The sequence below is a fragment of the Limnohabitans sp. genome (assembly GCF_046052825.1).
GTDB lineage: Bacteria > Pseudomonadota > Gammaproteobacteria > Burkholderiales > Burkholderiaceae_C > Limnohabitans.
Map to the genome: position 1 here is coordinate 1 of NZ_JAVLFP010000084.1, position 9,053 is coordinate 9,053.

Annotated in this window: 3 protein-coding genes; all 3 read right to left on the minus strand. The window is 59.2% G+C overall.

Annotated features, from left to right (window positions below; all coding sequences use genetic code 11):
• Window positions 1-178: 178 nt before the first annotated feature.
• Window positions 179-571 (minus strand): hypothetical protein, encoded by a 393-nt coding sequence (locus ACKWJN_RS13950; protein ID WP_408597860.1) that lies wholly within the window; start codon window positions 569-571, stop codon window positions 179-181.
• A gap of 88 nt (window positions 572-659) precedes the next feature.
• Window positions 660-7,394 carry a VCBS domain-containing protein gene (locus tag ACKWJN_RS13955; RefSeq protein ID WP_408597862.1) on the minus strand — a complete coding sequence of 2,245 codons (6,735 nt, stop codon included), beginning with the start codon at window positions 7,392-7,394 and terminating at the stop codon, window positions 660-662.
• Between the two features lie 301 nt (window positions 7,395-7,695).
• Window positions 7,696-9,053: metalloprotease PmbA (gene pmbA, locus ACKWJN_RS13960; RefSeq protein ID WP_408597864.1), on the minus strand; the 1,358-nt coding region annotated here is incomplete at its 5' end.

A 9,053-nucleotide genomic window follows, 5' to 3' on the forward strand; every position in this document is an offset into this window, starting at 1 on the left:
CGCCAAACATGTCGCGCAAGGCATGTTGCTCTTCAACACTGAGTTCGTAGCGCTTGGCAGCCCCTCCAGCCGGGCTGGTTTGTGCTTGGGCGATGTGCATGAAGATGCGTGCAGCCATCTCTGCATTCATGATCGCCAAGTCTTGTTTGCTGATTTCAGCCATGGCCCTGCGCGTCGGTCACGCCCGCAATGAAGGTGCCGTGGGTGGTGGCGAGGCCTTCACCATTTGGCGAGACTCGACGTCAAACAACACGTCGTTGAAGTGCACGTTCACACTGCGCTTGTGGCTGCCCTCGATGACCTCAAAGGGGTCCAAGCCCAAGACCCCGATCATGTAGTAATTGAGGGCCTCCATGAAGCCCACAAAAGAACTGTTGCCAGCCTCAAACTCTGGCGCCACGATCGACCACTTGCCACCGACCGATGTCTCTTTGATCACCTGCACGGTGCAGGTGCGGCTTTTGTAGAAACAGCCGTACTGCTCCAACTGGTAGTGCAACAGCCCCGAGAGCTGGCCGTCTGCCTCGGGATAAAGATAGACAGCCTGAGGGTAAATTTTGAAGTAGTCCATCATCACTTCCATCGATTCTTTATTAATTTCATTGTAAATGAATTATTAGGTATTAATAACGAATTAATGAAAAATTTGAGACCCCCCGTCAAATCACATGGCCCGCATTGACGATGTTTTGGTCAATCAAGATCTGGGCATAGACACCGGCTGTGTTGTAGTTGTAGGCCACCAGTGTGTGGCCGTTGTAGGTGATGGCGGTGTTCGTGACCGATTTGGTCCAATCCGCCAAGCCAATATTGACCACGTCCGTGGCGTCTCCCCACACCATCAGTTGGTGCGTGGCCACACTTGCGCCCAAGGGCGTGCCACTGGTGCTGCCCGTGTTGCCACTGTTGAAGACGTTCATGCCCGTCATGTCCAACACATCACCCAGCCCCAACTTGAGTTGGTTGCCCTGTCCGCCACTCATGCTGGCGTCGGCGGACAAGTCGATCACCTCGACCGAGTTCAGCCGCGAGGCCCCACTGCCCACATTGCGAATGGCCGTCAAATCGACCAAGCCACCCAGGGTTGAGGCTGTGCCACTGGCCAGTTGCACCACGTCGATGCCCGTGCCGCCATCGATGCGCGCCAACTGCGTGCTGTTGCCGCCTGCACCAAACGTCCTCTGCAAGGCCGCCACCAGGGCAGCACTGACCACCAAGGTGTCGTTGCCTGCGCCGCCATACAACACATCGGCCCCGGTGGTGGCGCTGGAAATCAAGGTGTCGTCCCCTGAACTGCCAACCAACGTTTGGTTGCCGGCGGAGGTCAAGGTGTGGTTGCTTGATGTCGCCACTTGGTCCACCGCCGTTTGCGCAAAGGCGCCCGTGGTGCTGCCAAAAATCACGTAGCTGCGTCCGGCGTCCTGACCCGAAGCAGGGTCTGCTTGATAAGCCCCTACCAACAAGTCGGCCAGGCCGTCTCCGTTCACGTCGCCCGCTGCGCTCACCGAGGTACCGCTGAAGTCGCCGTTACCTTGGCCATCGATCACAAAGCCGCCCAACCCCAAAGCGACGGCAGACAAATCCATCGAGCCCCCGCTGGTTTTGCCATACACCACGTAGCTTCGCCCAGCGTTGTAGGCCCCCGCACTGGCTGTGGGCTGATAACGTGAACTCACGATCACATCGGCTAACCCATCGCCGTTGACGTCCCCCGCCATGCTGACTGAGAAGCCCGTTTGGTCGTTGTTTTCCTGTCCATTGATGACAAAGCCAGCAGTGCCTGCAGCCACTGCCGACAAATCAATGGCAGTGGTGCTGGTTTGACCAAACACCACATAGCTTCGTCCGACTTGGGTGGTCGTGCCCACGCTGGCATACGTCGCCCCAACCACCACGTCTGCCAAGCCGTCCCCGTTCACATCACCCGCGGCACTGACGCTGTAGCCGCTTTGATCGCCTGCGAATTGACCGTTGATGACAAAGCCGCCTGTTCCAGCCGCCACATCCGACACATCGATGGAATTGCCGTTGGCCTTGCCAAACACCACATAACTGGTCCCCGGGCTGGTGCCGGGGGACCCGACGATCACATCGGCAAAACCGTCCCCGTTGACGTCACCGGCTGCGCTGACCGAATAACCGCTTTGGGCACCGGTGGACAGCCCATTGATCACAAAGCCCCCGTTGCCTGCAGCCACCGCCGACAAGTCAATGGGCCCCGTGCTGGCCTTGCCAAACACCACATAACTGCGCCCGGCATCGGCAACGGGAACGACCCCAGGGTCTGATTGGTAGGCACCCACCATCACATCGGCCAAGCCGTCACCGTTGACGTCGCCAGCGGCTTTGACCGAGTAGCCGCTGTAGTCGTTCGAACATTGGCCATTGATCACAAAGCCGCCCACGCCCGCTGCAACCGCAGACAAATCGATGGGGCTGCCACTGGCCTTGCCAAACACCACATAACTGCGCCCGACATCGGGAACGACCCCAAGGTCTGATCGGTAGGCCCCCACAATCAGATCGGCCAAGCCGTCACCGTTGATGTCGCCCGCCGAACTCACCGAGGTGCCGCTGAAGTCACACGAACCTTGGCCGTTGATCACAAAGCCCCCTGTACCCGCAGCCACCGCCGACAAATCAATCCCCGTGGTGCTGGTCGTGCCAAACACCACATAGCTGCGCCCTGCATTTGTGAGCCCTGCGGGGTCTGCATTGTTTGCACCCACGATCACATCGGCCAAGCCGTCCCCGTTGACGTCGCCTGCGGCGCTGACCGAACCACCGCTGGTATCGTCGGTGGTTTGGCCATTGATCACAAAGCCCCCAATGCCTGCCGCAATGTTGGAGAGCAAGATGTAGCCCGAGTTGCCATTGATCGTGATGGTGATGGTTTGGGGCGTTCCGTCCAAGGCATACACGGTGAAGGTATCGGTCAGAACGTCGCCTGTATTCAGGGCTTGAACAGTGGCATTGCTGTTGTCCAGGGTGTAGGACCACTTCCACTGACCCGCCGTTTGTTTGATGGTGTAGGTGCCATACCCACCCGTGCTGAGAGTTGCAGCGTTGACGGCAACAAACCTGTTGGTCGTGTTGTCGACGTCCGTGTTGCGCAGCAGCACGTTTTGGATCAGGGCTGGGTAGCTGTTTTCTGTCAACGCTCCGGTGACCGTGCCAATGAACACGGCCGGATCGTTGGTACCTGTCATGGTGACAGTGATGACTTGGCTTGTTCCATCCACCGTGGCCACGGTGATGGCATCGGTGTACGTTTGCCCACCGACGAACTCGTTGTGTGCGCTGTTGCCCGTGTAGGTCCAAGCCCCCCCGGCGTCAATGCTGAATTGGCCATAGCCGTTGCTACCTGCCACCCCCGTTTGCGCCACAAAGGCGGCACTGCTGTCGACATCGCTGGCCGTGAGTTGGCCCGTGGTGCTCAAGGAGGCTGCGAGGTTGGTTTCTGTCAAGTTCGCGGTGCTCACGCCCGTGATGACCGTGGGATCATCGGCCCCGGTCACGGTCACGTTCAAGGTGTTCGTGCCGGTCAGGTTGCTGTCGGTGGCGCGCACCGTGAAGCTCTCGCTGGGTGAGCTGGCGCCAGCCACGGCATTGACGGCCCCCGCGTTGGCCACAAACACGTAAGCGCCGCTGCTGCTGTTGACGTACAAAGAGCCATAAGTACCAGCTTTTTGCAGGTCATAACTCGCTGCGCCGACCGTGTAGGCTCCACTCACCCCGCCCGTGATGCCGAACGTGAGCGGTGTGCCGGTGTCGACAAAGCTGGCACTCAAGGTCCCGGTCACGTTGCCGAAAGTGTCCACCGCGGTGGTGTCGGTCAAGCCGATGGCAGCAGGCGCGCTGAGCACTGGCGTGTCGCTGGGGTCTTTGACAAAGGTCAGATGGCCTGCGGCATTCACGATGTTTTGGTCAATCAGCAATTGCGCATGCACAGGGGCCGAGTTGCTGTCAAAGGCCACCAGGGTGTGGCCGTGGTAGGTGACGGCGGTTTGGGTCAAGGACTTGACCCAGCTGCCCAGATTGACGGTGACATAGTCAGTGGCATCGCCCCACACCATCAACTGGTGCATGGCCACACTTGCGCCCAGGGCGGTGCCGCTTGAGCTGCTGGTGTTGCTGCTGTTGAAGACGTTCATGCCCGTCATGTCCAACACATCACGCAAACCGAGGGTGAGCTGGTTGCCTTTGCCAGCACTCAAGCTGGCGTCAGCCGACAGGTCCACCACTTCTAAGCTGTTCAGGCGAGAGCTGTTCGCGCCTGCGTTGGCTACGGCCGTCAAATCAAATGCGGTGTTGGCCATGGCATTGGCCGAACCACTGGACAGTTGCAGCACATCGATGCCCGTACCGCCATCGATGCGCGCCAACTGGGTGGTGTTGCCGCCTGCGCCAAACGTGCTCTGCAAGGCCGCCACCATGGCGGCGCCCACCACAAAAGTGTCATTGCCCGCACCACCGTACAACACATCGGCCCCGGTGGTCGCGCTGGAGATCAAGGTGTCGTCCCCTGAACTGCCCACCAAGGTTTGGTTGCCAGTGGAGGTCAAGGTGTGGTTGCTTGATGTCGCCACTTGGTCCACCGCCGTTTGTGCAAAGGCGCCCGTGGTGCTGCCGAAAATCACGTAGCTGCGGCCGGCGTCTGCACCCGACGCTGGGTCTGATGACGCAGCCCCCACCAACACATCGGCCAGGCCATCGCCGTTCACATCGCCAGCGGCACTGACAGACTGGCCACTGTTGTCGCCAGCACACTGCCCATTGACCACAAAGCCGCCCGTGCCCGCAGCCACGGCCGATAAATCAATTGCGCTGGTGTTGGTCTTGCCGTACACCACATAGCTGCGCCCAGCATCCACGCCGGTGACGGGGTCTGACAACCAAGCGCCCACGATCACATCGGCCAGGCCATCCCCGTTCACATCCCCTGCTGCGGACACAGAAGCACCACTGTTGTCACCGGCACATTGACCTTTGATCACAAAGCCCCCGTTGCCTGCAGCTACCGCCGACAAGTCAATGGCCCCCGTGTTGGCCTTGCCAAACACCACATAGCTTTGCCCGGCCAGAGCGCCCGCTGAAGTGCTGGCACTGACGGCACTCAGTACCACGTCGGCCAAACCGTCTCCGTTCACATCCCCGGCCGCACTGACCGCATAACCGCTGTTGTCGCCCAGGCTTTGGCCGTTGATCACAAAGCCACCCGCACCGGCGGCTACGTCCGACAAATCAATGGCCGTTGTGTTGGCTTTTCCAAACACCACATAACTGCGCCCCGCGTCAGCTCTAGCTGCAGGATCTGATGGGTAGGCGCCCACAATCACGTCCGCAAATCCGTCGCCGTTGACATCCCCGGCTGCACTCACTTTGGCGCCACTGAGGTCAAAGGCACATTGCCCGTTGATCACAAAACCACCCACGCCTGCAGCCACTGCTGACAGATCCACGGACGTGGTGTTGGCTTTGCCAAACACCACGTAACTGCGCCCAGCATCGTTTAAGAGGGCAGGATCAGACATGCCAGCACCCACGACCAAATCGGCCAAACCATCGCCGTTCACGTCACCCGCCGAACTCACAGACATCCCACTTCGGTCCCCAGCGCATTGGCCGTTGATCACAAAGCCACCCGCACCGCCCGCGACCGCCCCCAGATCAACCGCAGTGGTGGTGGTCTTGCCAAACACCACATAACTGCGACCAGCATTCCCAAGGGCTGCGGGGTCTGAATAGTCGGCCCCCACAATCACGTCCGCCAAACCATCGCCGTTCACGTCCCCCGCGGCACTGACAGATTGGCCGCTTGTATCTTGAGGGCTTTGCCCAGTGATCACAAAACCACCCGTGCCTGCGGCTATGGCAGACAAATCAACCGCCGTGAAGGTGGTCTTGCCAAACACCACGAAGCTGCGTCCGGCCAAGTTCGCTGGGCCATTCCAAGCGTTGGGCGCGCCGATGATCACATCGGCCAAGCCGTCACCGTTGACATCGCCTGCAGCGCTCACGGATAACCCACTGACGTCACCAGAGCTCGCGCCATTGATGACAAAGCCCCCCATGCCCAAGGCCATGTCTTGCAAGTAAATGGCGTTGGCCGTCATCGTCAGCGTGAGAGCTTGCGTGCTTGAGTTACCTGCGATGTCAGTGGCACGGACCGTCACGTTGTACACATGGTCGCCACCTGTGTCGTGGCTTGCCGCGTAGGCTTCCGTGGTTTTGAAGGTCAGAACACCTGTCGTGCTGTTGAGGTTGAACAAATTGGCGTCACCCACAGACGGGGCAACCAGGGCATAGCTCACCACAGATGCATCGGTGGCCGTGGCTGTCGACAACGCGGTCGTGCTGATCACGCCTGCACCTGTGTCGACCACCGACTCAGCGCTTGCACTGGTGAATGTCGGCGCTGTGGTGTCAATGGTGACGCTGTCGTTGCCAGAAGCTGCACTGGCGTTGCCTGCCACGTCGGTGATCTTGGCGTTCAACGCATAACTCGTCGCATTGCTGAGTGTGTTGGTGGTGATGTCCACCCACCCGTTGGTGATGTTGGTTGAACTGAGCGTGATCGCCACTGCAATCGCGCTGGTGTTGTCGTACAGCTGCACGCTGTCATTGGCCACCGCGCCGGTGCCCGTCAAGCTCACCCGCACCACCAGTTGCGTGTCGTCGCTGCGCCCGCCGCTGGCGACCACGCCGGTGATGCTGCCCACGTCATCCGTCACGCTGGCGATGCTGGGCGCGTTGGGGGGTGACACGTTGCCAATACCCGCGTTCGGACTTCCGCCCGAAAAACCACCGGACAACACCAACAGAGGCAAGACCCCAACCAAGGTTCCTCCCCAAAAAGTGAACAGCCAAAACTTGTCATCGTCTTTTTCTTCTTGCGCGCTTGGTGTTTTGGTCTCGTCTTGCGTGGGAAGCAAGGCCAAAGACGCGGCCGATGCAGCACCAACAGATGCCGATTCCACTTGAGCAACCCACACCTGCGCCTGATCACCGGGCTGGTTGAAACTCAACAAGGCAGGGCTGGCAGATGGCGTGTAGGGGTCAAAATTTTGTTGCGCCAACTCATCACCCCCGGGTGGGGTGACGTTGAGGTCGTCCTGGTCTTGACGATGGCTGGTTTTTGCGGTTTTGTCCGGGGACTTTGCTTGAACTTGCAGTGCGACCCCTGCGTGAGAAGTTCCGGGCAGTGCCTTGACACGCGTGGTTTGACCGGCCATGACGTCAACCGCGATGCGCTCTTGCGAGGGTGCTGGCACAACGCCTGGCAACCCTGAGCCGTCCTTGGACAAGGCCCACGAGGTGAACCTCATCGTTTCATCTGCCGAAGACGCCATCACGGCAACGTTCTTTTCTTGGGGGCGTGAAGCTTCAGACATGCCATGAAATTTCAAAAAATGAGCGGCCGGATGTGGATCCGTTCTCGGTTGGACTGCACCTTCAAAACACCATTAAATGTTGTTTTTAGTGTTTTTTAATTTATTGTTACTTTAATCATAAATTCAATTAAAAAATTTAAATCATCAACTAAAAGGCGAAAAAAAACCGGTCTTGTAAAGAGACCGGTCATGTCAAAAAAATAGCCTTCAAGTGGCAAGCTATGTCGGAACTGGGTGCCCTGAAGGACACGTTGTCAGCCCACCCCTGCGCCTGAGGTGGGTGGTGCCAAAGGTCAACAGCTCAGCTGCCCGCGATTTTCATGCGGTTGATCAAGACCGAGCCGATGGTCTTGGCACCCATGGTGTAGGCATCTGATCCAATGGCCTGGATGCCCTGGAACATGTCTTTGAGGTTGCCCGCGATGGTGATTTCTTGCACGGGAAACGCAATCTGGCCGTTTTCTACCCAAAAGCCACTGGCACCGCGCGAGTAGTCGCCGGTGACGTAGTTGACGCCTTGGCCCATCATTTCGGTCACAAACAAACCGGTGCCGAGCTTTTTGAGCATGGCATCCAAGTCGTCACCCGTCTGAGTGAGGCGCGACTTCATGACCAAGTTGTGTGACCCACCCGCGTTGCCCGTGGTGGGCATGCCGAGTTTGCGGCCTGAGTAAGTGCTCAAAAAATAGCCTTGCACGCGGCCTGCATCGACCACGCGACGCGCCCGGGTGGTGACGCCCTCATCGTCAAACGGCGAGCTCCCTTTGCCACGCAGCTCATGCGGGTCTTCCAAGATGTCAATGTGTTTGGGAAACACACGCTTGCCCAAGGAGTCGAGCAAGAAGGTGCTTTTGCGGTACAGCGAGCCGCCGCTGACGGCCTGCACAAAACCACCCAACAAGCCCGCCGCCACAGGCGACTCAAACAACACCGCGCATTGGGTGGTGGCGATCTTGCGCGACTTCAAACGGCTCAGGGCGCGCTCGGCGGCATAGCGACCCACCGCTTCTGGCGACGACAACTGGTCGGCCGAGCGCATGGAGGTGTACCAAGCGTCGCGCTGCATGTTATTGCCTTTGCCCGCGATGGGGGACACCGACAGGCTGTGGCGCGAGCTGGCATAGCCCCCGCGAAAGCCGTGGGTGTGGGCACTGAAGAAATGGCTTTGTTGGGCCGACACCGCAGCGCCTTCGCTGTTGGTGATGCGTTTGCTGGTGCGCAAGGCAGCGTCTTCGCAGCGCAGCGCCAGTTGAGCCGCCTCTTCGCTGGAGATGGCCCAGGGGTGGAACAAGTCCAACTCGGGGTGGTGTTTGGCAATGTCTTGCTCATCGGGCAAGCCCGCCATGGGGTCTTCAGCAGTGAAACGCGCAATGTCGTAGGCCGCTTGGACGGTGCGCTCAATCGCCGCTTTGGAAAAGTCCGAGGTGCTGGCATTGCCACGGCGGTGCCCTACATAGACGGTGACACCCAGCGATTTGTCGCGGTTGCGCTCGACGTTTTCCAATTCACCTTTGCGCACGGACACGCTCAAACCGCTGCCCTCAGAGGCCTCTGCACCCGCATCGGTGGCGCCCAACTTTTTGGCGTGGCTCAGAGACAGATCAACCAATTCTTCAAATTGGTCACGGCTGTAACTGAAACCTTGGCGGGTGGGGTGGG